Genomic DNA, 25,145 nt, shown 5'->3' with positions numbered 1-25,145 from the left:
AAGAATTCAACAAAACACTAACCAACTAAAATAATACAACATGTCATACAACTTACTAAAAGGAAAACGAGGAATCATATTTGGAGCATTAGATGAGAATTCTATTGCATGGAAAACTGCAGTTCGTGTGCATGAAGAAGGAGGTACATTTGTTCTTACCAATGCACCTGTTTCTATTAGAATGGGTCAAATAGATGAATTGGCAAAAATTACGGGATCAGAGATTATTCCTGCAGATGCAACTTCAGAAGAAGATTTGCAAAATTTAATAGAAAAATCTATGGAGGTTTTAGGCGGAAAAATTGATTTCGTTTTACATTCTATAGGTATGTCTATTAATGTTAGAAAAGGAAAACATTACACGGATCAAAACTATGCTTGGACACAAAAGGGAACCGATGTTTCTGCGATGTCTTTTCATAAAGTGATGCAGACGCTTTACAAAGCAGACGCCATGAATGAATGGGGAAGTATTGTAGCATTAACTTATATGGCTGCTCAGCGTGTTTTTCCTGATTATAATGATATGGCAGATAATAAAGCTTATTTAGAAAGTGTAGCTCGTAGTTTTGGCTATTTCTTTGGAAGAGATAAAAAAGTAAGAGTAAATACTATTTCTCAATCACCAACACCAACAACAGCAGGTAGTGGAGTTAAAGGATTCGATGGCTTTATTGCTTATGCTGAGAAAATGTCACCATTAGGAAATGCTTCAGCTATGGATTGTGCTAATTACACTATTACTTTATTTAGTGATTTAACCAAACGCGTAACACTTCAAAATTTATATAATGATGGCGGTTTCAGTAATATGGGAGTGAGTGATTCAGTTATGGAAACATTTATAGATAACCAATAAGGTTACATATATTTTAATGCTAAAGCCGTTTCGTTACATACGAAACGGCTTTTTTTTTTCTTTTAAATTTTCGGAATTTCAAATATTATAGCTTTATTTTCAATAGTTAGTTGACAGACAACTCGAATTAGGTCTCTTAGCGGTATTTTTTACATTTCAACGATTTGAAAGTTAAACATCCTCTTCTTCTAAAGAATTAACATATTTTTAAAGAATTACTAACTTTTAATCCATTTTACATGAAAAAAATTACATTAATGTTATTTGCGTTGGTTGCTTTTTGTTGGCAATCTAATGCGCAAATTTTTATTCAAGAAAGTCTAGATTCTGGTTTCCCAGCAGGATGGACACAAGTAAGTTATTTTACTAGTACAGCTGAAGCTTATTTGTGTGAAGGATCAGGGAACATCGCTGATAACATGTACAGTTCAGCATCAAATGATGGTTCTTTTACATCACCAAATTATGTTGGAGGTTCAAACGGAACAGATACTACGGTTGAATTTCAATGGTTGGCGAGACCATATTTAACTAATCCTGTTGATTATATTATTTATGTAGAATACTCTACTGATGATGGTGCTGCTTGGAATTCAATTTCGTCTTTTGGAGTTACAGAAACTACGGCTTGTTCGCAATACTCTGAAACTATACCAGCAGCAAGTTTGCCAAGTGGCTCTGATTTTAAATTTAGAATTAGAGGAGAGTGGCAAAGTGGAGATAGTTATTTTTATTTAGATAATATCTTTTTAACGCAAACTATTTCATGTCCTCAGCCTTCTTTATTAAGTGCAACGAATACTACAATAGAAGGAGCAGACTTGTCTTGGACAGAGAATGGTAGTTCAGCTTTATATAATATAGAAATTGTTGAACAAGGTGAAGCAATTACAGGGAATGCTACAGATACAGGAGTTGCCAACCCTTATACAAAGACAGGTTTAATGTCTGGTACTAGTTATGATTTTTATGTTCAAGCAGATTGTGGAGCAGATTTAAGTGCTTGGGCTGGACCATTTACATTTACTACTGAATGCGAAGCTTTTACAGTTCCATATACGGAAGATTTTGATACTACGGCAACAGGTACATCTAGTTCACCAACAATACCAACGTGTTGGTCATTTATTGATGGTGGTACAGGATATGGTTATGTTAGTTCTACAGGTGCAAATTCATTTTACATGTATAACGCTGCAGATGTAACAAACGATTATATATTAGTTAGTCCTGAAACTACGGATTTAACTTCTGGATTAAACAGAGTTAGTTTTGATGTAGACGGAAGTATTGATCAACAATTAATTGTTGGTACTTTGACAGATGCTGCTGATGGAACAACTTTTACGGCAATAGAAACTATAACGTTAGTAACTAATGATTACGAAAGTTATACTGTTAATATACCTGCAGGAACAGATAGCTATTTAGCATTTAAACACGGTCTTACTGGTAGTTATGATGCTTATTTCTTAGATAATATTTCTATTGAAACAATCCCTTCTTGTGTAGAGCCAACAGATTTAAGTTCTATGTCTATAACAACATCTACAGCTGATTTAGCTTGGACAGATAATGCAGGAGCATCGGCATGGAATGTAGAGCTTGGTGAATTAGGTTTTACACCTACAGGCACAGCGACTAATTCTTCTGTTGCTAATCCGTTTGAAGCTTCTAGTTTGACAGCTGCTACGGCTTATGAGTACTATGTGCAAGCAGATTGTGGAGGAGGAGATACAAGCCCATGGGTTGGACCTTTTTCTTTTTATACAGCATGTGAAACTATTACAATGTTCCCTTGGACAGAGGATTTAGAATCAACGAGCGAAACGTTATCATGTTGGTCATCAATTGATAATAACGAAGATGGTGATGCATGGATAATTTATGATTCTGCAGCTTATGCTAATTCAGGAACTCAAGCATTTGGAATATACACTGATTATAATGCAGGTGCGAACGATGATTATTTAGTTTCTCCTCAACTTGCATTAACAGGTGGAGAAAGACTTAAATTTCAACATCGTGTTAGATCAGTAGGAGAACCAAATGATTTTACAGTTTTATTATCTACCACAGGTACAGAACCAACTGATTTTACAGAAACGTTATTGGCTAATGCTTCTTATGATAATATAGAATATCAAGAAGTTATAATTGATTTAACAGCTTATACTGGTGATGTTTATATTGCATTTCATGTGCCTGCAACAGGTCTAGGCCTAGACGGATGGTACCTTTATATTGACGATGTTATCGTGGAAGAAGTGCCAGCATGTGTTGAACCTTCAGATTTATTAGTTACAGGTTTCTCATATACATCAGCAGATATTGCTTGGACAGCAGGTGACTCTGAAACGCTATGGGATATTGAAGTAGTTGATATTACTAATGGTGAAACTGTTACAGGTACTGCAACAGAGACTGAAGTTACAAACCCTTATACAATTAATTCTTTAACTGCTGATCATGATTACAATGTATACGTAAGAGCTAATTGTGGAGATGGTGTTAGCCCATGGATTGGACCATTATCTTTATATACAGGATATTGTTCATCAGTACCATCAAGTAATGATGGTGATGGTATTTCAAATCTACAAGTTGGTTCTGTAGATTTTGCAAGTGGTGGTGATATTACATATGAAGATTTTACTGGTTCTCCAGTAGATTTGGCTGCTGGTATTAACTCAAATGTTCAGATTACATTCGTAACAGGTTATACATATGGAACAAATATTTGGATTGATTTTGATGATGATTTAGTATTTGATGCGTCAGATTTAGTTTATACAGGTGAATCAACAAACGCTGATCCAACAACATTAGATGCATCATTTACGATGCCATCAGGTGCTTCATTAGGTCAACATAGAATGCGTATTGTAACGGATGATACTAATGCTAATGCTACAGACCCATGTAATAGTTCAACTTATGGTGTTACTATGGATGTAGATGTTAATATTGTTGTTGCATCTTGTGCTCCTGCAGAAGCAACAGCTACTATTGTATCTGATTGTGCAAATAATCAATTTTCAATAGATGTTGATGTTACAGCTTTAGGTGATGGTATTCCAGAACTTTATGATGGTACAAATACGTATGCTGTTTCAAGCTTAGGAATTATAACTGTTGGTCCTTATACCAGTGGTACTAGTATTGACTTAAACATTTTACATGGTACAGATAATACTTGTGATTTGTTTGTAGGTGCTTTTGTTTACGATTGTCCTCCTTTAAATGATGATTGTTTAGGGGCATTTGCTGTTACTGTAGAAAATGAAATAGCAGATTTTGCATCTGCAACTCAAATTCAAGGTTCAATAGCTGCAGCTACAGATTCAGGAGTTGCTGCTTGTGCAGGGACTTCAAATGATGATGTATGGTATAGTTTTGTTGCAACTTCAGCAGACATTAATATTGATGTAACTGATGATTTTGATGGTGTAATTGAATTATTTAGTGGAGAATGTGGTAGTTTAGTATCAGTAGAATGTGATGATTATGATTCTACTTTTGGTAATCCAAGAATTAGCCGTACTGATTTTGTAGTTGGTGAAACTTACTTATTAAGAGTTTTCTATTATTATGCAACTACGTCTTCAGCATCTGAATTTACATTGGCAATTTGGTCAGAATCTGAAGAAGCATTATCTGTTGACAATTTTGATGTAAATGCTTTCACATATTTCCCTAACCCAGTTAAAAATACATTAACATTAAATGCTCAAAATACAATAGAGCAGGTTTCAATGTATAATATGCTAGGTCAAGAAGTATTAAGAGCCACTCCTAATGCAATTGATAGTGAATTAGATATGTCTCAGTTACAAACTGGTGCTTATTTTGTTAAAGTAACTATTGCAAATATTACACAAACAATAAGAGTGATTAAGCAATAATAGCCTAATCCTATATTTATTAAAAAGCCGCTATTTAGCGGCTTTTTTTTGTTTATAATTCTTGTAATTCTTGGTTCTTACTAGTTAATCCTTTTATCTTATTATAATTTTATTTAAGCTACTCTAAGCATTAATTTTTGTGTTAGGTTTATTTACCTTTGTAACTTATGAAGGCATTAGATTTTTCTTTTATTATCCCAGTATATAATAGACCTGAAGAAATTGAAGAACTCCTAGGTAGTTTTTTGAATTTTGATGGCGATAATACCTTTGAAATAGTAATAGTTGAGGATGGTTCTTCTGATACATCAGAGCATGTTGTAGAAAAATTTCAAAGTAAATTAGATATCTCTTATTATTTTAAACCAAATTCTGGTCCTGGAGATTCTCGTAACTTCGGAATGCAAAAGGCAAAAGGTAATTACTATATCATTTTAGATTCTGATGTGTTAATGCCTTCAAATTATTTAATGGAAGTAAAGACGTTTTTAGACAAAAATTATTACGATTGTTTTGGTGGTCCTGACGCTGCACATAGTTCATTTTCAAATCTTCAAAAAGCTATAAACTTTGCCATGACTTCATTTATTACCACAGGAGGAATAAGAGGAGGTAAGCAAAAGGTAGAGGATTTTCAACCACGAAGTTTTAATATGGGTTTATCTAAGACTGCATTTTTAGCCTCGGAAGGTTTTGGTAAAATTCATCCTGGTGAAGATCCAGATTTATCACTTAGATTGCATAAATTAGGTTATAAAACAACACTTATAGAAAATGCTTATGTTTATCATAAACGACGTGTTTCTTGGTCCAAATTTTATAAACAAGTCAATAAATTTGGCATGGTAAGGCCAATACTTAATCAATGGCATCCAAAATCTAAAAGTCTCGTGTACTGGTTTCCAACTTTATTTAGTTTGGGACTAATTGTTTCATTATTTTTAATGATATTTAACTGTTATTTACCTATTTACTTATATGGATTGTATTTTATAATAGCCTTTGTTTTAGCTTTAATTTTTAATAGAAGTATTGTAATTGCTTTTCAAGCTTTATTTGCCATTGTTATACAGTTTTTTGGTTATGGTATTGGATTTTTGATATCAACGTTTACGTTGGTCGTTTTAAGAAAAAATCCTAAAGAATCATTTCCTCAATTGTTTTTCTAGCTCAAAAAATGAAACCAAATAAGAACACAAACATATTAGACTATTTCAAAAATAAAAATTACAAGCGTTTTAGTTTGTTCTTTATTGCTGCGTTTGTGTTACTAATTTTTTCTAAACTATCTAGCGATTATAAGCAAACCATTAAAGTAAAGGTTAATTTAATTAATGTAGAAGATGAGATAATAATTAAAAATGATTCAACTACTTATATTGATGCATATGTTGAAGCTAAAGGCTTTGCGTTAGTTCCTCTTCTTTTTAATAGGTCTAAGGAATTGATTGTTAATTCTAAAAATAATGTAACGATAAAGGGCAATCAGTTTATTTTTGATGTGCAAAAGCATAAGTATTTATTAGAAGGGCAACTAGGTAATTCTTATCAATTACTTTCTGTAATGCCAGATACACTTTTAATTTCATTTTCTAAAAGAGCATCAAAAGTTGTTCCTGTTGAATTGGTTAAAAACATTAATTACGCAGTTGGTTATGATTTAAAAGGAGATTTTAATTTTAATACAGATAGCGTAAAGATTGTTGGGTCTGCCGCAATGGTCAATAAAATTAATTCTATCAAAACAGAAGAATTATTGTTAACTAGTGTCAATCAACCTATAAGTACATCTTTAAATTTAGATATTTCATCATTAGAAAATATAGAGGTATTTCCTAAAATAATACAAGTATCTGGTGATGTTGCCAGATTTACAGAAGGTATAAAAGAAGTACCTGTTATTATAACCAATCAACCCAGTAACGTTAACATTAATTATTTTCCTAAAACTGTAAGCGTTTCATTTTATGTGGACTTGGAAGATTATAATGCTGTAAAAACTGACGATTTTAGAGTTGAGTGTAATTATAAAGATTTAGGAAATAATCAGACCTATTTATTACCGAAAGTGGTAAAAAAGCCATCTTTTGTTAAACGCGTTAATATTAGACAAAAACGAATAGATTATATTAAGTTGTAATATGGTAGTAGTTGGACTTACAGGAGGAATTGGAAGTGGGAAAACCACTATTTTAGAGTATTTTAAAGCTTTAGGAGTTCCTGTTTATATTGCTGATGTTGAAGCTAAAGCTCTGATGAATCATTCTAAAGTTATAAGACGAAAATTAATAGATTTGTTTGGTAAGGATGCTTATAAAAACAATGAACTGAATAGACCTTATTTATCTTCAAAAATATTTAATAATAAGGAATTGTTAGCCAAAATGAATGCTATTGTGCACCCTAAAGTAGCGTCACATTTTAAGCGATGGCTAAAAAAACAAGATTCAGAATACGTCATAAAAGAAGCAGCTATTATTTTTGAAAATAATCTTGAAAGTCAATATAATTACATTATTACCGTTGTAGCAGATGAAGACTTAAGGGTACAACGCGTTATAAAACGTGACAATGCTTCTATAGAAAAGGTGAAATCTATTATTAAAAATCAATTGTCTGATGCAGAGAAGATAAAAAAATCTGATTTTGTAATTACTAATAACGACTTGGTTGAGGCTAAAAAACAAGCAGTTAAGGTTCACGAGAAAATTCTTCAAAAAATAAAGCAATAATTATTCGTTTTCTTTTGTTAACGTTAGGTTAAACCTAATTTGTACTAAATGTTAAAATGTTAAATTTGGCTGATGGGCAAAAAGCTATTCGTCTTATTGGTGGTTCTTATGAGTTTATCACTCCTCGGAATTATTTTTGTGCAATCGTTTTTTATAAACAATAGTTTAGAAAATGAAAAGAAGAATTTTACACGTAGCGTAAAACGTTCTTTAAGCTATGTCTCTAGTTCCATTGCAGAAAATGAGTTTAGAGATTATTTTAAGAAGCTTAAACCTTATCTAAATAATGAGAATAAGGTAAATTCTTCAATAATAAAGCAATTATTCATAGCCACAGAAGACGATATTAATGACAAAACCATAATACATCGTAATACGGTTTTTGAAGAACTTTATAAAGTCCCATCAATGTTCATTGAAATTGATGCAGATAGTTTTAATATTAGTAAACTATACAGCGAGCGTGTAACGGAATATTATAATACCACAACTATAGATGGTATTAAACGAACAGATCCAGAAACGAGTCTAAAAGAATATTCCACTTTAGGAGATTTAGACAAACAAGTTTATGAGGAATCAATTAAAACGATACTAAAAGATAAACCAGTTTATAGAAGAATAACTGTAAAACAGGTAGAAGCACTTTTAAGAAAGGAATTAACAAAAGAAGGTATTGATTTAGATTTTGAGTTTGCTATTTATGATCAAGATTTAGCGACTAAAGTGATGTCACAAAATTTTGAAATGACAGATGAAGCACGAGGTGTACAAATATTTTTAGATAATAATAATGAGAGTACTTTTAACCTTTGGGTTGATTTTCCGGAACGAAAAAAGTATCTGATATCTTCTATTTTAAAGATGATTATACTCTCAATCGTATTTACAAGTATTATAATTATTGCTTATGTAAGTGCTATTTATCAGTTAATTAAGCAACGTCAAATATCACAGATAAAGACGGACTTTATTAATAATATGACGCATGAGTTTAAAACACCAATTGCAACGATTAATTTGGCTTTAGATTCTATTAAGAATCCTAAAATCATTAACGATAAGGAAAAGGTGTTGCGTTATTTAGGAATGATAAAGGAAGAGAATAAACGGATGCATGCGCAAGTAGAAAATGTATTACGTATTTCAAAGCTAGAAAAGAATGAACTCAACATTAGTAAGGAAAGACATGAGTTGCACGACTTAATAGAAGATGCTATAACGCATGTAGAGCTTATTGTAGAAGATAGACAGGGTTATATAAAAACACATTTAAATGCTGAATACTCATCGGTTTTAGCAAACGAAACGCATTTTACTAATGTGCTAGTTAACATATTAGACAATGCCATTAAATACTCGGATGATGCGCCAAAAATAGACGTATACACCGAAAACGCTGGACACAACATCATTGTAAGAGTTGTAGACCAAGGAAACGGAATGTCTAAAGCAGTTGCTAAACGAGTGTTTGAGAAATTTTATAGAGAACACACAGGTAATGTGCATAATGTTAAAGGTCATGGGCTAGGTTTAGCTTATGTAAAAAGAATAGTAGATGATCATCAAGGTCATATATCAGTAGAAAGTGAAAAAGGAAAAGGCAGTACTTTTATTATAAAGATGCCATTAATATCATAAAAAAAAAAGAACTATGGAAGAGCAAAACAAAAAAATACTATTAGTTGAAGACGATCCAAATTTTGGAACGGTTTTAAAGGATTATTTAATGATGAACGATTACGACGTTGTTCATGCTAAAAATGGTATGGAAGGCTTTGAGAAGTTCAAAAAAGATGATTATGATCTTTGTATTTTAGATGTTATGATGCCTTATAAAGATGGATTTACATTAGCGAAAGAGATTCGTGAAAAAAATACAGATGTGCCTATTGTTTTCTTAACAGCAAAAGCGATGAAAGAAGATGTATTAAAAGGCTATAAAGTAGGAGCAGACGATTACCTTAACAAGCCGTTTGATAGTGAAGTCTTACTAATGAAGATTAAAGCTATAATGCAACGTAAAGCAACAGATACAGTTGCTGATAGTAAACAATTTGAGTTTAAAATTGGTCGTTTTGATTTAAATTCTAAATTAAGATTTTTAAAATTTGATGGTGGAGATCCTTCAAAATTATCACCTAAAGAGAACGAATTATTACGTTTATTAGCTTTACATGAAAATGATTTAATGCCAAGAGAATTAGCATTAACAAAAATTTGGAGAGATGATAATTACTTTACATCTCGTAGTATGGACGTATATATTGCTAAGTTGCGTAAATACTTAAAACCAGATCCAAATGTTGAGATTTTAAACATACATGGTGAAGGCTTTAGATTAGTTATAAACAACCAATAATAAGGTGTTCATTTTTTAGATATTAAAAAAATCCAGTTCTTTGAGCTGGATTTTTGTTTTATAGAACAATTCATTAATGAGTAATTGGATTAAAGGAATTACGGCTCTATTTCTACTTTTTATAATTTGGATTATCTTTTCTGCAGATACAGGTGGTAAAAATGTCTTTTTTGATTTTGTGAATAGGTTGCCTTATGGTGATAAGATTGGTCATTTTTTTCTATTTGGATTTTTTACTTTGGCTGTAAATTCCGCATTAAGATTTAAAAATTTTAAATATTGGGAAGTATTACCTCTAGGGACACTTTTAGTAGCTATTTGCGTGCTTATTGAAGAATTAAGTCAAGCCTTTTTTCCTAATCGTACGTTAGATATATCAGATTTAATCGCAGATGGTTTAGGTATTTTGTTTTTTACTTTTATTGGCAATTTACTGAACAAGAAAGGGGTTTTCAAGTTGAAAGAATCAAGTGAATAATACGCATTTACCCTAATTTAGAGGTGATGTGCTTTATAATGTCATCAACATCAGTTTTAAAATCAAACCACTCAATTGATTCTTCTTTTCTAAACCAAGTTAATTGGCGCTTTGCAAAACGTCTGGTATTCTTTTTAATTTCTGAAATTGCAAAATCTAGTGCCCATTCACCTTCAAAATAATTGAATAGCTCTTTATAACCAACGGTATTTAAGGCATTGAGTTGTTTGTGAGGAATAAGAGATTTCACTTCGTCTAACAAGCCATTTTCAATCATTAAATCTACACGTTGATTAATTCTATCATAGATTATAGACCGTTCTGCATTTAAGCCAATAGTTATAGTTTTAAATGCTCTATTTTTTTCAGGATTGGTAAGAAAAGAAGAATAAGGTTTACCTGTACCAATACAGATTTCTAAAGCTCTAATAACTCGTTGAGGATTATCTATCGCTATAGTTTTATAAGTTTCTGGATCTAACAATTGTAATTTTTCTTGTAAAAGAGCTAGTCCATTTATCTCTAATTGAGAGTTAAGTTGTGTTCTAATACTAGCATCAACTTCAGGAAAATAATCTAAACCTTTTGTTACAGATTTGACATATAAACCAGAACCTCCAACCATTACAACAATTGGTTTGTCTGTATGCAGTTGTTTAAGTTTTGAAATAGCATCGCGTTCAAAATCACCGACACTAAAATAATCATGGATAGACTTATTTTGAATAAAATGATGTGGTGCTGCATTCAGTTCATCTTCAAAAGGAACAGCAGTACCAATTGACATTTCTTTATAAAATTGACGAGAATCTGCAGAGATGATTTCTGTACTAAAATGTTGCGCAAGCTTAATACTTAAAGCTGTTTTTCCTATAGCTGTTGGTCCAACAATAGAAATTAAAAAATTACTCATGGTTTAATTTGTAGCCACACTCATAACAAAACTCGGCATTGTCTTTATGATTATAAGCAGAGCAATTAGGGCAGGACTGTGTGTTAGTATGTAATTCTGGTTCTTTTGTTTTTGCGATTTCAGCTGTTACAATACCTGTTGGTACGGCAATAATTCCATAACCTAAAACCATAACTAAAGATGCAATAAATTGTCCTAATGGAGTTTGTGGTGCGATATCTCCATAACCAACTGTTGTAAGGGTTACAATACACCAATAGACACTTTTAGGGATGTTAGTAAATCCGTTTTCTTCACCTTCTATCAAATACATAATTGTACCTAATATGATAGAAATAATTACTACTGCAAATAGAAATACCGATATTTTAACTCGACTAGCCTTTAACGCTAACATTAAATTGTTTGAAGCACCTAAATATCTGGCTAATTTTAAAATTCTGAAAACTCGTAGTAAACGTAATGCACGTAATGCAACTAATGCATGTGTGCCAATAAATACTAATGATAAGTATTTTGGTATTGTGGATAATAAATCTATGATGCCGTAAAAGCTTGTGATATATTTTAATGGTTTCTTTACAGAAATGATTCGCGCGATATATTCTAATGTAAAGAGAATGGTAATTATCCATTCAGAAATATTTAAAAACGTATGATATTTTGAATCAAAACTATTAACACTTTCTAGCATAACAAGAATAATACTAGCAAGTATAGCTATAAGCAGAATTATATCGAATAACTTTCCTGCTGGTGTATCTGCTTCATAAATTATTTCATGAAGTTTAGTTTTCCAATTATGTTTCTGATTCGATTTCATTATCTAAAAGTACGAAAAGTAAAATTATTTCTTTTCTAAAACAATAACTGTGTTGTTTTGAAGCTCTACTACCTTATCCATAAAAATTTTTAAATAAGGATAGTATTCTGGTAGATAGATGGGTAAATTGAATTTAACTTTAAAATAGAGTGTAAGTAAGTTATCTTTTAATTCTATATTAAATACTAGGCTTCCGGCTCCATTAGGAAGCAAATAATTGAACTTTTCAGGAGTTTCAAGAATAGTTAAACTTTCATCTATCTTAATTTGCATACTATAATTGTAAACGTTTTTGTAGCCAAAATCTATTGGGTAAGTACGTTCTTGAAGCTTAAAAGGATTTTCTTCAAAAAATTTGATAAGAAATGGATTAAGGTAAATTTTGTTACCAATAAATTCGGGGTCTATGTTGACATCAAATTTTTCATTAAAATTATGATTTGAAACATCAAAATCAACAACTTCAAAGTTGTCAATTGAAATATCAGAAAGGGTATTTGTTTTATTCTCTAAATAACTAGAAGGGTTCTCGTCATATTGTTTCTTTGGTTTATGAGAATGATAGCCAGTATATCTACTTTGTATTGTTCCGGTAAATTCATCGTCTGTGAATGAAGATAGTTGAACTCTATGTGTTCTGCCAGAATAATTACTCACTACAATATCTTCCCAGTAACTGCCATCTTCAAAATCAATTAATCTACCATATTGATTTAAAGCTCTAAAAGGTAATTCACCAAAAGTGTAGTATTTATCTGTGGCATCTAGAAAATAATGTTTTCCGTCTATTGTAGTTTTTAAAATAACATAATTAAAATCAGTAAGAACAGGATATACTTTAGTAGCAAAACCGTTTTCTCGTGTAGACATTAAAATAGGATATACCTTCAGGCCTTCACTAGATAATAGGTTTTCTAAGAGTAAGTTGATTTCAAAAACACTACCTACCTTTTCTTTTATTAAATCTTTGACAGAAACATCATAACGTTCAGATTTTCCGTTCCAAGTATAATTATCTAGAACAAAACGATATATCGCTTTAGCCCTTTCGAGTTGGTCAGGAATAGAGGTAATAGACTGAGGTAAAATATTTTTTGCAAGACTGCTTTTACTGAGTTGTTTTCCAAATTCACTATCTGCTTTGAGTTCATGGTCTGCATCTTTCCATGTTTTAGTAATTTTATCAACTCTACCATCAAAACCATGAAAAACACTCATTTCATATTCTACTCTGGAGGAATAATTTAAGGACGTAGTAGTAAAATCTTCAGACTTATATGCTGGTATGTTTTTCATTATATATTTAGAAACACTGCAATCAGCGCTTGCTCCTCGTCCTGTTTCTAAGCAATTTTTTTTCAGACTGACATCATGCGTGTCAAACGGAATACCACCAACAAGTTTTATATGATACTCGTAGTTACCTGGGATACTGGTATTGTATTCACTATATAAGACAGGATCATCTCCTTGAAAGTACCAAGGTTGAAATTTAGCCATAAAGCGCGACTGTTTTTCATAGCTTATGGTTACGATACTGCCAACTTTTACATTAGGCAAAACAAATTTTACACGTGTATATTTTTCGTTTTCTTCTCTAAAAATGGCTTTTTTTGTTAAATAGGTTTTTACCACTTTATCATCCTCTAAATTGTAGGTTGTACCTTTAATATCCTCAATTTTTTCGGTAGAAGATTTTCCTTTGTAAAGTATAACTTCAAATTCGCCTCTATCGATGCCTTCAGGTTTTAATATTTTAATTTTTTGCTTAAACTGAGAATTTAACCAAAAGGTTTTGTTATTAACAAAACTGTTGCCATAATCGTAGATAACTAATGCTTCGGCTGTAGAATCTTTAGAGTAAATTGTTTGTTCTAATTCGCTTTTAGAAACTGACATATCAGTAACATAACCTTGAGAGAAACTTAAAAATGAAGCGAATAGTGAAACTATTAATAACCTATATTTCATTAATCTTGATTTAAATCTATAATTTTTAAACGTTTATTTCTTCTTAGATAACTCTGAATGATATGTTGAGAATCTCTATCGTTTGTCATAGGAGTAATAACAGATTTTAGAATTTTTCTGTTATCTATTTGAAGATTTAAGTTGAAATAACCCATGCCTCTAAAAATACCATTTTCGATTAAAAACACTACTTTTTCGCTTATTTCACGACCCTTATCAATGATAAGCATGTTTTTATTATCGTAACTATATTTTTCTTTTAGTAATTCTATTCGTTTATTATAATCTTCAACAGATTCTTCATTAATGCAAGCACCATTACATTCTTTAACTTCGTATTTAAAACAACTTGTTTTTGTAGTGTATAAACCTGTAAGTTTTTGGCACAGATTGAAATCTTCAACAGCCTTAAACATAAAATGTTTTCCACTTGCTCTTGTGCTAAATGTTGTTATAGGTACATCGTCTCTGTCTGACTTGTCTATTTCTAAATTGATATAGCCATTTTTATCTGTAAAACTATAAAGTGCATGTGTAAAAATACTTCTGCGTAATGCCCTATTAAAAATAGGTTTGTTCTTTTTTATTTCAGCACTTTCTTTTAGTAATGCAGCTAGTTCGCTACCCGTTTTTTCGTAAGTCACTGTACTTACTAATTTCTGAATTTTCTTAGACTTAGAATTGGTACCTGTAAAATGTTGAACGATACGTTTTCTAATATTTTTACTTTTACCAATGTATATAATATCTCCATCTACATTATGAATGTAGTATACACCTGTATGTGATGGTAATTCATCTATAATGTTATTAAGATTAGGAGCTATTTTAGATTTCTGTTCAATCTTAATCGCATCTTTTACAATGACCTTATCTAAATCTTTATTCAACAACATTTTAAACAATTTTACCGTTGCTAAGGCATCACCATTTGCTCTGTGTCTGTCGCTCATAGGTATCCCTAAAGCTCTAGTTAATTTACCTAAGCTGTAAGATTCCATATCAGGAATCAATTGTTTAGATAACTCAACTGTACAAAGGGTTTTGCGTTTAAAAGGAAATCCTAAGCGTTTAAATTCGGTTTTAAGAATTCTGTAGTCAAAAGAAGAATTATGAGCTACAATAATACAATCCTCAGTAATTTCTACAATGCGTTTTGCTACTTCGTAAAATTTAGGTGCATTTCTAAGCATGTTAGAATTAATACCTGTAAGATTAACTACAAAGGGTTGGATTTCGCGCTGCGGATTAACTAAAGAAATAAATTGGTCCGTTATTTCATGACCATTGTACCTGTAGATAGCAATTTCTGTAATTCCTTCTTCATTGTACTTTCCACCAGTGGTTTCTATGTCTAATATTGCGTATATAGTGTTCTGTTATTTGAAGTTAGTAAAATAATTGTATGTATTGAAACTTAGACATCAACTAATTATTGTAATTTCTTACACCAAATATACTACTTCCTACCCGAACCATGGTACTTCCACAAGCAATTGCTAACTGGTAATCACCACTCATTCCCATACTTTTAATTTTTAGTTCAGGATTTGTGTTTTTAAGTTCTGAAAACGTGTTGTTTAAGAATTTAAATTCTTTTTCAACCTGATTCATATTATCTGTAAAAGTTGCCATTCCCATTAGGCCAACGACCTTAATGTTTTTTAATTCTGAAAATTCATTAGATTGTAATAGGGCAGAAGCATCGCTTACTGACATTCCGAATTTACTGTCTTCTTCTGCAATTTTAATTTGTAATAAACAATCTATAGTTCTATTGTGATTTTTAGCTTGCTTATCTATTTCTCTTAATAGTTTAAAACTGTCCACACCATGAATTAAACTCACAAACTCAGCCATGTATTTTACTTTATTTCGCTGTACATGTCCAATCATGTGCCATTCAATATCTTTTGGCATTTCAGCATGTTTATCTGCCATTTCTTGGATTTTGTTTTCTCCAAAAATGCGCTGACCAGTATTATAAGCTTCCATTAAATCACTTACAGGTTTAGTTTTTGAAACGGCGACTAAAGTGACGTTTTCTGGTATTCTGGATTTAATGTTTTTAAGGTTGTCTTTAATACTCATAATTATTTTTCGGAACTGAAATTGTTAATATAATTGAGACCTTTATTTACTAAATACATTGAGTCTTTTGTTGAATTAATATTCTTTTTGGTTGGTTAATTTTTCCACTTTAACAATTAAAAAAAGAAGTAATAAAATTAAAATTAGAATAGCTCTCATAGATTAAATTGTTAATACTCATATATAGTAATTCCACTTCTCAATTTAGGTAAAATATAAGTGCTTTTTGGTGGCATGGTTAAGCCTTCGTCTGCAATTTGCTTCATCTGTTCTACGTTTGAAGGACACATGCCAAAACCAACTTTAAATTCACCATTATCAACACTGCTTTTAATAGTAATCATTTCGTGTTTACCATTAACGTATGCAATACGATTATCGTGTCTTAAATCTTCAATTTCTAAAATAGGTTTAAGTATGGTTTTATAAAGCAATTGTGCATCTAATTCGTCTAAAGCGGTTTTAAAATCGTAATTGCCTTTTCGTAAATAGAGCGAATAAAATTCTCCATCTAAATACATACTAAAATGATGTGCTTTTGAAGGATTATAAGGTATTAAACCTCTGTTTTCAATTCGATAAGAAGCATCTAATTTTATTAAAAACTCTTCTTTTGTTAAGCCGTTTAAATCTTTTATGAGTCTATTAAATTCGTGAATAACCAAATTGGATTCGGGTATTAAATACGACATAAAAAAGTTATATGATTCGCTTCCATTATGATTTGGATTTTTTGCTTTTTCATCTTTATATAACAAATAAGATGAAGCTGATCTGTGATGACCATCTGCAATATAAACCGTGTTCATTTTACTGAATTCATGCTGAATCGTCTTAATAGTTTCTGCATTATCTATTTTCCATAAATAATGTGTGTCTCTGTAGGTCATTGTAAATTCAAACTCGGCATAACCCTTTTGTGTTTCCTTTATAATTTCTGCAATTGTAGTATTATCAGGATAGGTGAGAAGCACAGGTTCTGCATTAAAACCAACCGTTTGAAGATAACTTTTAAAGGTTTCTTCGCGTTTAGCTATAGTGTCTTCATGTTTTTTAATTACGTTTTTTTCGTAATCTTCAGCACTTGTTGCAGCTATAATTCCACAGAATTCTTGGCCAAGTCGATTTACAATTTTATAAACATAAAACGAAGGTTTTTCATCTTGAACAAAAACACCATCTTCCTTAAATTCTGAGTATCTATTTTTTACAAGTTTATAGCGTTCTTCGCCTGTAACTTCTTGTGCGTATTTATAACCAGGATTTACAATATGAAGAAAACTGTATGGATTATATGCCATTCGAGATTCGCGTTCATCTAAAGTATAGCTTTGATACGGACGCGATGCCACAAGACCAACAATAGCTCTTGTTGGTTTTACGGCTTTAAACGGGATGATTTTTACCACTTTAGTTTCTGTTTTTTTTAATAAAATCGGTTGGGTCTAAATAGCCAGTTGTATCTTCAGAATAACCACCACCAATATCTAAATCTACTTCATTTCTAATTTCGAGATGAAGATGTGCAAAATACGCTCCATTACAATTTCCTATAGTGGCAACTTGTTCTCCTTTTTTTATAAAACGATTAGAATTTACTAAAATAGAATCGCAATGTGCATACAGTGACTCGTAAAGTTGATTGTTATGTAAATGCACAATTCTTATCACATTTCCCCAGCCACCTTCATAATCTTTAACTTCACTAATATATCCATTAGCTATGGCGTAAATAGGGTCTCCTAAGTCTGAATTTCCTCCTCCAACACCATTCCAATCATCTCCTAAATAGTTGTTCTCTTGAAACTTTTGAGCATTATAATAGCCTTTTGCATTAGGTTTTCCAACCGGAAAATCGAAACCTTCGGATATAAACGTCGTATCTTTTAAAATAAGTGTTTTGTAATCTTTTTGTTGTTCTATCTCAATTATTGTATCCTTTAATACTTCGGCTATATTTGAATTATCTGAGTCAGTATTCTTTGTTTTATTGTTACAAGACAATACTACAAAACAGAAAAGACAATATATTAATTGATACTTCATATTATTTTTTGGCTCCTGCCATTGTAATGACAAGCATGAAGTTACTTTGAGAATTGTACAGAAACCTTCTCAGCTTTTCTACTCTCAGCGTAATCATAAAATCCTTCACCAGATTTAATACCTAATTTCCCAGCCATTACCATATTAACGAGTAGAGGACAAGGTGCATATTTGGGGTTTTTAAAACCATCATACATTACATTAAGAATAGATAAACAAACATCTAATCCAATAAAATCTGCTAATTGCAAAGGACCCATTGGATGTGCCATTCCTAATTTCATAACCGTATCAATTTCTTCAACACCAGCAACACCATTGTAAAGTGTTTCAATAGATTCGTTAATCATTGGCATTAAAATTCGGTTAGCTACAAAACCAGGATAATCGTTAACTTCTGTTGGTGTTTTACCTAACGTTTTAGATAATTCCATGATTGTAGAAGTTACTTCATCACTTGTGCTGTAACCTCTAATGATTTCAACCAATTTCATAATTGGCACAGGATTCATAAAATGCATACCAATAACTTTCTCTGGTCTCGATGTTACTGCAGCAATCTGAGTAATAGAAATTGAAGATGTGTTTGTCGCTAAAATGGTTTTATCACCACAGACAGCATTTAACTGCTTAAATATTTTTAGTTTTAAATCTAGATTTTCAGTTGCAGCTTCAACGACTAAGTCAGCATTTTTAACACCGTCTTCAGTGCTTGTAAATGTTGTTATATTACCTAAAGTAGTTAATTTATCAGCTTCACTAATTTTTTCTTTAGCAACCATTCTGTCTAAATTTCGAGCAATGGTATCCATGCCTCGTTTTAAAGAGTCTTCACTAATATCTATAAGCTGTACATTAAATCCCGATTGTGCAAATGTGTGGGCAATTCCATTTCCCATGGTTCCTGCACCTATAACTGCTATGTTTTTCATTAATTTAAAAGTTGAAAAGTTTGTGTAGTTGAAGTTGAATTAAAACTGATTAATAATCATATTAGCAACTCGTAAAGCTTCCGTGCCATCATGCAAAGTAACCACTGGCTTAGTGTTATTATTAATTGCATCAGCGAATGTTTCTAACTCATCTAAAATAGCATTGTTATTGGTTATTTCTGGATTGTCAAAATAGATTTGTTTTTTAATACCTTCTGCATTCTGAAGAATCATATCAAAATCACCAGGATTATCTGGTGCATCTTTCATTTTTACGACCTCACATTTCTTTTCAAGAAAATCTACAGAGATGTAAGCATCTTTTTGAAAGAATCGCGTTTTACGCATGTTCTTTAATGAAATTCTACTTGCTGTTAAATTAGCGACACAACCGTTTTTAAACTCAATTCTTGCATTGGCAATATCTGGTGTTTCACTCACTACAGAAACGCCACTTGCAGAAATATGTTTTACAGGTGATTGTACTACACTTAAAATGATATCAATATCATGGATCATTAAGTCTAAAACCACAGGTACATCAGTGCCACGAGGATTAAACTCTGCTAATCTGTGACACTCAATAAACATAGGGTTTACTATCTGGTCTTTTACGCCAATAAATGCAGGATTAAATCGCTCTACATGTCCAACTTGACCTTTTACACCATGTTCTGCAACCAAAGTTCTAATGGTTTCAGCTTCTTCTACTCTGTTGGTAATTGGTTTTTCTATAAAAATATGTTTTCCTTTTTTGATAGCTACTTTAGCGCAATCGTAGTGAGAAAGCGTTGGCGTAACAATATCTACAACATCTACAGCATCGATTAAATCGTCTATAGAATCAAAATATTTATAACCGAATTCTTCAACTACAAGTTTTGCATTTTCTGGATCTGCATCGTAAAAACCAACGAGATCATATTTATTAGATTGGTTAAGTAACCTTAAATGTATTTTTCCGAGGTGACCAGCACCAAGAACACCAGCTTTTAGCATGTTTTTCTGTTTTTAACAAAAATAGTCGTTTTCGCTCAGAAATTGAAAAAAGAAAATATAAAATACTGCGAAAATGATAATAAAATATTGTTTAAATTCTTTCTTTGAAATTCTGCATCTTTAAATTAATTTAGCGTAAACTAAACTACGCTTTGAAAGACACATTTAAGCATCAAGGAATGCGCCAACAACTTGTTGAAACTCTGATAAAAAAAGAAATTAAAAACCAAGGAGTCTTAAAGGCTATTGGAAAAATACCTAGACATTTGTTTATGGATTCTGGTTTTATTGACCATGCTTACCAAGATAAAGCATTTCCTATTGCTGCTGATCAAACGATTTCTCAACCTTATACTGTAGCTTTTCAATCTGAATTATTACAAGTAAAACAAGGTGATAAAGTTTTAGAAATAGGGACAGGTAGTGGTTACCAGACAGCTGTACTATTAGAACTTGGAGCTAAGGTTTATAGTATAGAACGTCAGCAAGAACTATTTAAAAAAACATCTAAGTTTTTACCTAAAATTGGCTATAGAGCAAAACAATTAATATTTGGTGATGGTTATAAAGGATTACCAGAAGAAGCACCTTTTCAAAGTATTATTGTAACTGCTGGCGCGCCTTATGTACCTAATCCGTTATTGAGTCAGTTGGCTATTGGTGGACGTTTAGTAATACCTGTAGGTGACGATGTACAAGTAATGACGATGTTTATTAGAAAAGGGCCAAAAGAATTTGAAAAACATGAATTTGGTGATTTTAGATTTGTACCCATGTTAGAAGATAAGAATTAGTTTTTTTCGAAAAAGAATCAAAATTTTGTAGCTAACGTCACTTCGAGTGAAATTTCTTTTTTTGAAACTTTGTATCGAGAAGATTTCTAACGAAATAGAGATTAGTGTTTAAAGTCTATTAATTTTTAGACAAATAAACCTCAGGAATAGGATTTTCATCAGATTCTTGTGTCCAGTAAATATTAATAATCCACCAACGTTTTCCGTCATTAAATAATTGAACACTATTGATACCTCTCATAAAAGGTTCTTTGTCGTCTTTGCTTTTAAAGGCTTCGTAAGTCGTGAAAACGTGCGCTATATTTCCAAAAACTTGAGTTTCTCGATTAATTTCAACTTCATGAAAACCGTTTTCTACTAACCAATTACCTGAAGTGTTTATATAGTCTTCGGTAGACATATAACGGACAACAGTTTCTCCTTTTGGGTTTTTTCCGGTTGCGATGAGTTTTGCATCTTTTTTGAAGAGATGTTTAAATAAAGCCCAATCGCGTTTTACACCTTTATCACCAGAAATTACTGAATATAAAGTCGCAATTGTGCTATCTAAGGTGGCAACGTTTTTTGAATAGTCTTTTTTTTCTTGAGCAAATGTTACAAATGAAAATAAGAATAGTATTAATATGATTTTTTTCATGCTATAAAGTTAAAAGAATTTCAAACCAAATACAATTGCATCACTTTTAAATCCGCTTTGGTAGGACCGTAAATAATCTACTCTTAAGAAACGCCATTTTCCGAAACCAATATTATCTAAACCAATTGAATACTCTTGATAAGGCTTAACATCTGGAGTTGCTAATAAATGAGCACCAATTACTAAATTGAAATTCAACTTGTTTATTAATGGAACTTTTCCTAAAAGAAATCCATTAAAATCGTGTTCGGCATGCGCTTCAAAATAAGAATCGTTTGTGCTTGCGGAATAGTAATCTAAATTGTTAAATACATTAGTGTAGTTGCCATCAAAGCTTACGTGTGTTTGGTTACCATTAAAATGTTGGTAATCCATAAACGCGATATCGTCTGCATTAAAAAACTTTCCGGCTTTTAGATTATAGTTAAATCTACCTTTATCTTTTACATTAAAGGATTGTGTTAAGCGAATCTTAATCTGGTCAAAATTATAATCATCCACAGTCGCTCCAAATGCTTTTTCGTAACCTAAATGTAACGTTGGATAATCATCATTTCCAACATTGTACTTGGCATCAGGATAACTCATGTATTCTTGCCCAAAGTTTATACGAGCATTGATTACACCTTTTAGCATGTTATGTGTTTGGAAAGGTGCAACTCCGTAAGCCAATTCATTTAATGGATTATTGCTTGTGTAAGCATCGTTATCATCATTAATATAAGTTTGGTCTGTGGTGTTGAAAAGTGCTTTTCGTCTTTCGTAAGTTAAACCTGTAAACAGCCTAAATCCGTTAAAGAGTTCTTCCGAATAATTAGCGGTAACAAAACTCTTGTCGTAGATTTTCATGTAGTTATCCTCAAAAAACAATGAGCTGATACCATTTATTAATGGTGAAATTGGATCTGCAGGATTAAATTGAACGGTTGTAACGCCTCCATATAAAGTTAAATATGAATTGCTTACGCTATTAAATTTATAAGTTGCTCCACCCGTTGCTCGTAATCTATCATCTGAAATTCCATATTGAAGATTTCCGTTTACGGTTAAATAACGTTTATAATCATCATAGCCTTTAGTATAAAACACGTTTGCTCCAACGGCGAAACCTTGTACGGTGTTAAACTGAGTAGCAGTAGGAGGTATGTCAAACCCTAAACGATAGTTTTTATGCGAATTTTGATAGGTGTAGCCTAAAATATTTCCAATTTTGAATTTGTTTTTAGCGTGATCTACAGAATCTAAATAAGGTTTAGACTCATGCACAATTTGAATGCTATCTTTTGTAACATAGTCGTTACGTTCTTCTAAAGTAAGAGGAACAGGTCTAATTTTATTCCAGAATAAAGAGTCTTTTTTATTGGCTTCGTTTTCAAAAGAGACAATTTCTTTATTAAAATCCTTTCGGGTTAATCCTGAATTGAATTCGTAATTGCTATAAACGGCAGTAAAACGACCATCTCCTTTTATGCCGAATAATCCGTATTTGAAATCGATACTCTGAGAGATTTTTGCCCAAATATCATTGCTTTCAGAATAAGAAAAGCTCTGTTGTAGTGAGATAATATCTACAGCCGGATTTTTGGCTTGAACACCTGTAATATCTAATTCTAATGCATAAATATCCCATTGGTCTTCTACAATATAAATATAGCCAGAGAAAACAGGGTCGTTTTTACGTTTTGGAGTTACTTTAACTTTGTTTATTAAATTACCTCTGTCATCATAAAAAACACCATCTAGCTTGTATTTGTAGTAACCAAAGGCATTGTTAGCGATTGGTGATATAATTTCGTTACCGAAATTTATTGTGTTATTGTAGAAATTGAAGTCCACTTCTAAAGCTGTATTAAAGCTAAAACCATTACTGTTACCACTAATTTTTGAAGCGTTAATTTTTTCTTTTAATTTATCTGGACTTAAAAATTGAATTTTTGAAATGGTTTCAGATAAATAAATAATTCCACTTCTTGTAGAATCTAATCCACCACCTAAATCGCCAACTTCTTGACCCATTATTTTTTCTGGAGCATTCTTTATTTTTATTAATCCTCTAGAATAGAAATCGGCTTTAAAAGACTCAATTTTTTCGAGATTAGCTTGGCGTTGCGCAATGGCTTGTCTCATAATTGCATTTGCAGGATCGTTTTCTGCATCTATTACAACTTCGCCAAGAGAGACAGATTCTTCCTCTAAAGAAATATCTAATTGATAAGGGAATTTTGAAATTGAAACTGATTTTTTAACCGTTTTATAGCCCAAATAACTATAAATGATGGTGTAGTCTTTTGTTTGAGAAATGTTAAGCTCGTAATAACCGTCGTCATTACTCGTTGTGCCTTTGTATGTGTTTTCGATTAAAATGTTTACAAAGGGAAGCGGATTATTGTTTTGATCTGTGATGTTTCCGGTAATTTGAGCAGAAACCATTGTACTGAACGCAATTAAAAAGATGAAGAGTAGTTTTTTTTGCATATTATTTTAGATTGATGATTAGGTAATGACTTAAGATTTGTGATTTATCACAAACATTATGCCTTACATATATGAAGACGTAGTTTTATGATAAAAGGTTGCTTAGGGTATTAAATAATTTCGCTAATAATTTATACTGTCTCAAACATAGACTAAAAATATAATGTAAAAGTTATAGGAATCTTAAAGTTGTAATTCCTTTAGTTAAAGAAACTTAAAAACGAAGAGTAAGTAGTTGGTAATAAGATTTAATAGTCACCAATCTTGTCTAAAACAGTTCTAGGATTAGGTGAAACTTTAGAGTCCACCCATTTTAAATCAATTTTAATACTACTCGTTTTTTCCCAAATGGGTTCATCGTCTGATTCTTCATCATCTGGATATTGTCCATCTTCCTTTAAAAAGATAATCTTGTCTTTTTCTCCATTTGGGTCATTTGGGAAAATTAAAGTTTCGGACTCCCAAAAGCCAATATCTGCACCAGACCTTAAGTCTAAAACTTTGTATAATCCATTATCATCTAGAAAAAGGTAGTAACCACCTGAGTTTGCTCCACAAGATTCTGGTACATAATTAACAAATAGGATATTGTTAATGTCTTCAATACCTTTATTATCATAGAAATGAATTGTAAATAAATAATTATCACCTCTAAATTCTGATTTGTTTTCAAAATATTTGGATGTTGTATCAGTTAAAACTCTTGTTGTTACGTATAGTTTAGAATCTTCGATTTCAAAGTTGAAAAGGAATCTAACATTACCATCTTTCTTTTCAGTTGCAGAGATTAATCCACCAAGTACATAGCCTTGCTGATTATTGTATTTTACTTTATACCAAGGTGAATCTATACCATTGTACATTAAAGTTTCTGTACTTTTTTCTACTATTTTTAAAGGTTCTCCAATTTTTAGAAGTGTTATGATTTCAGAATTTGTTGAAGGTGATTTTCTTAATTTCACGTTGTCTCCAAATAGATAGACCTTTTCGTTAATTTCAAATTCTTTACTAAATTCTAGATAGTTTTGGTCTTGAGCATTGCCAAAGTTAAAAACTAAAAATAGGACGATTACAAGCTTGTTCATTTTAAATATTTGCAAGTAAGTTAATAAAAACAAGACTGTTTTT

General features: G+C 31.5%; 21 protein-coding genes. 9 read left to right on the top strand and 12 right to left on the bottom strand.

Annotated elements, in window-relative coordinates:
• Positions 1 to 40: 40 nt before the first annotated feature.
• From Q0807_RS14775 to Q0807_RS14740, 8 genes are all read left to right on the top strand, one after another.
• Positions 41 to 859 (top strand): enoyl-ACP reductase, encoded by an 819-nt coding sequence (locus Q0807_RS14775; protein ID WP_299111087.1) that lies wholly within the window; start codon positions 41 to 43, stop codon positions 857 to 859.
• Between the two features lie 239 nt (positions 860 to 1,098).
• On the top strand, positions 1,099 to 4,764 hold the full coding sequence (locus Q0807_RS14770; RefSeq protein ID WP_299111085.1) for a choice-of-anchor J domain-containing protein: 3,666 nt from the start codon (positions 1,099 to 1,101) through the stop codon (positions 4,762 to 4,764).
• A gap of 167 nt (positions 4,765 to 4,931) precedes the next feature.
• On the top strand, positions 4,932 to 5,933 hold the full coding sequence (locus Q0807_RS14765; RefSeq protein WP_299111083.1) for a glycosyltransferase: 1,002 nt from the start codon (positions 4,932 to 4,934) through the stop codon (positions 5,931 to 5,933).
• 8 nt (positions 5,934 to 5,941) lie between these two features.
• A complete protein-coding gene (locus Q0807_RS14760) occupies positions 5,942 to 6,904 on the top strand; it encodes a hypothetical protein (protein ID WP_299111081.1) in 963 nt (320 codons plus the stop codon).
• A 1-nt stretch (position 6,905) separates the two neighbouring features.
• Positions 6,906 to 7,496 carry a dephospho-CoA kinase gene (gene coaE, locus Q0807_RS14755; RefSeq protein WP_299111079.1) on the top strand — a complete coding sequence of 197 codons (591 nt, stop codon included), beginning with the start codon at positions 6,906 to 6,908 and terminating at the stop codon, positions 7,494 to 7,496.
• A 108-nt stretch (positions 7,497 to 7,604) separates the two neighbouring features.
• Positions 7,605 to 9,137, top strand: coding sequence for a sensor histidine kinase KdpD (locus Q0807_RS14750; protein WP_299111077.1), 1,533 nt, complete (start codon positions 7,605 to 7,607; stop codon positions 9,135 to 9,137).
• Positions 9,138 to 9,150: 13 nt separating this feature from the next.
• Complete coding sequence (locus Q0807_RS14745) at positions 9,151 to 9,858, top strand: response regulator transcription factor (RefSeq protein ID WP_299111075.1); 708 nt, start codon at positions 9,151 to 9,153, stop codon at positions 9,856 to 9,858.
• A 76-nt stretch (positions 9,859 to 9,934) separates the two neighbouring features.
• Positions 9,935 to 10,336 carry a VanZ family protein gene (locus Q0807_RS14740; RefSeq protein WP_299111073.1) on the top strand — a complete coding sequence of 134 codons (402 nt, stop codon included), beginning with the start codon at positions 9,935 to 9,937 and terminating at the stop codon, positions 10,334 to 10,336.
• Positions 10,337 to 10,343: 7 nt separating this feature from the next.
• Here the strand turns inward: Q0807_RS14740 and miaA are convergent, their stop codons facing one another.
• The 9 genes from miaA to Q0807_RS14695 all read right to left on the bottom strand — a co-directional run bounded on the left by miaA (position 10,344) and on the right by Q0807_RS14695 (position 20,111).
• Positions 10,344 to 11,249: a tRNA (adenosine(37)-N6)-dimethylallyltransferase MiaA gene (gene miaA / locus Q0807_RS14735; protein WP_299111071.1), complete on the bottom strand. Its 906-nt coding sequence runs from the start codon at positions 11,247 to 11,249 to the stop codon at positions 10,344 to 10,346.
• Positions 11,242 to 12,072: an ion transporter gene (locus Q0807_RS14730; RefSeq protein ID WP_299111068.1), complete on the bottom strand. Its 831-nt coding sequence runs from the start codon at positions 12,070 to 12,072 to the stop codon at positions 11,242 to 11,244. Before Q0807_RS14730 ends, miaA begins: the two co-directional genes overlap by 8 nt.
• A gap of 24 nt (positions 12,073 to 12,096) precedes the next feature.
• Positions 12,097 to 14,043, bottom strand: a complete 1,947-nt coding sequence (locus Q0807_RS14725; RefSeq protein ID WP_299111066.1) for a DUF3857 domain-containing protein — start codon at positions 14,041 to 14,043, stop codon at positions 12,097 to 12,099.
• Positions 14,043 to 15,413, bottom strand: a complete 1,371-nt coding sequence (locus tag Q0807_RS14720; protein WP_299111179.1) for an exonuclease domain-containing protein — start codon at positions 15,411 to 15,413, stop codon at positions 14,043 to 14,045. The genes Q0807_RS14725 and Q0807_RS14720 overlap by 1 nt, the downstream gene beginning before the upstream one ends.
• 58 nt (positions 15,414 to 15,471) lie before the next feature.
• A complete protein-coding gene (locus tag Q0807_RS14715; RefSeq protein WP_299111064.1) occupies positions 15,472 to 16,134 on the bottom strand; it encodes a YggS family pyridoxal phosphate-dependent enzyme in 663 nt (220 codons plus the stop codon).
• A gap of 170 nt (positions 16,135 to 16,304) precedes the next feature.
• The gene (locus Q0807_RS14710) at positions 16,305 to 17,543 is read right to left on the bottom strand and encodes a DUF1015 domain-containing protein (protein WP_299111062.1); all 1,239 of its coding nucleotides are present in this window, start codon (positions 17,541 to 17,543) and stop codon (positions 16,305 to 16,307) included.
• A gap of 1 nt (position 17,544) precedes the next feature.
• Positions 17,545 to 18,180, bottom strand: coding sequence for a M23 family metallopeptidase (locus tag Q0807_RS14705; RefSeq protein WP_299111060.1), 636 nt, complete (start codon positions 18,178 to 18,180; stop codon positions 17,545 to 17,547).
• 41 nt (positions 18,181 to 18,221) lie between these two features.
• Positions 18,222 to 19,112, bottom strand: a complete 891-nt coding sequence (locus Q0807_RS14700; RefSeq protein WP_299111058.1) for a 3-hydroxyacyl-CoA dehydrogenase family protein — start codon at positions 19,110 to 19,112, stop codon at positions 18,222 to 18,224.
• 39 nt (positions 19,113 to 19,151) lie between these two features.
• On the bottom strand, positions 19,152 to 20,111 hold the full coding sequence (locus Q0807_RS14695) for a Gfo/Idh/MocA family protein (protein WP_299111056.1): 960 nt from the start codon (positions 20,109 to 20,111) through the stop codon (positions 19,152 to 19,154).
• A gap of 152 nt (positions 20,112 to 20,263) precedes the next feature.
• Here Q0807_RS14695 and Q0807_RS14690 point away from each other — a divergent pair, with 152 nt between their 5' ends.
• Positions 20,264 to 20,905 carry a protein-L-isoaspartate(D-aspartate) O-methyltransferase gene (locus Q0807_RS14690; RefSeq protein WP_299111054.1) on the top strand — a complete coding sequence of 214 codons (642 nt, stop codon included), beginning with the start codon at positions 20,264 to 20,266 and terminating at the stop codon, positions 20,903 to 20,905.
• Positions 20,906 to 21,023: 118 nt separating this feature from the next.
• Here Q0807_RS14690 and Q0807_RS14685 read toward each other — a convergent pair whose 3' ends face one another.
• The 3 genes from Q0807_RS14685 to Q0807_RS14675 form a co-directional block, all read right to left on the bottom strand.
• Positions 21,024 to 21,542, bottom strand: a complete 519-nt coding sequence (locus Q0807_RS14685) for a hypothetical protein (RefSeq protein WP_299111052.1) — start codon at positions 21,540 to 21,542, stop codon at positions 21,024 to 21,026.
• 9 nt (positions 21,543 to 21,551) lie between these two features.
• On the bottom strand, positions 21,552 to 24,017 hold the full coding sequence (locus Q0807_RS14680; protein ID WP_299111050.1) for a DUF5686 and carboxypeptidase regulatory-like domain-containing protein: 2,466 nt from the start codon (positions 24,015 to 24,017) through the stop codon (positions 21,552 to 21,554).
• 248 nt (positions 24,018 to 24,265) lie between these two features.
• Complete coding sequence (locus tag Q0807_RS14675) at positions 24,266 to 25,102, bottom strand: SH3 domain-containing protein (protein WP_299111048.1); 837 nt, start codon at positions 25,100 to 25,102, stop codon at positions 24,266 to 24,268.
• Between the last annotated feature and the right edge of the window lie 43 nt (positions 25,103 to 25,145).

Source organism: uncultured Winogradskyella sp., assembly GCF_947495255.1.
In the GTDB taxonomy this organism is placed as follows: Bacteria; Bacteroidota; Bacteroidia; order Flavobacteriales; family Flavobacteriaceae; genus Winogradskyella.
This window is presented reverse-complemented; position numbering and strand designations above follow the sequence as displayed.